General features: G+C 51.9%; 1 protein-coding gene. It reads left to right on the forward strand.

The features are described 5' to 3' along the window. A partial coding sequence (locus tag AC1D0P_RS28315; protein ID WP_477679773.1) for a hypothetical protein occupies positions 1 to 245 on the forward strand: 245 nt, incomplete at its 5' end. Positions 246 to 511: the final 266 nt, after the last annotated feature.

Genomic DNA, 511 nt, shown 5'->3' on the forward strand with positions numbered 1-511 from the left:
CCCTAGACCATGTCGACCACGCACAAGGCCATCAGTGTTTGAAGGCGGCGAACAGGATGGGCGAAAGCGCGATCACGGCGATCACGCCCGCCCAGATAAGAATCGATGTCAATTATCGGATCCGTTTGACCATTTTTCCACTACGCCGTGATCCACTCAGGGCGAAGAAAGTTGTTTGGGGACAATTCGTTACATCGGATTTGGTGGCCCGACGCGAAATGGAAAAATGGGTCAAATCCTGCTGAAACTCAACACCCGGTTACTTTGCGGGAAGATTACCCTCTCTCGCAGATCGCCTGAAGTCGCTAGCCGCAGAGCCTCGATTACCTTGGCTTGGCTGTCAATCACGTTTTGCATCGCCTGGAGGAGCGCTTCATGCTCCGCGCGCCTAGCAAAATGCCTATTCCACCAATTTAGAAGCATTGGCTCCCCTTACTTATTTTAGCTGCTAACTTATTCAGTCAAAACCTGGGATGCTTCTACTCTGCGTGCGACATGCTGTCGCAAAAGG

This window comes from Polaromonas sp. P1_G2, assembly GCF_056405515.1.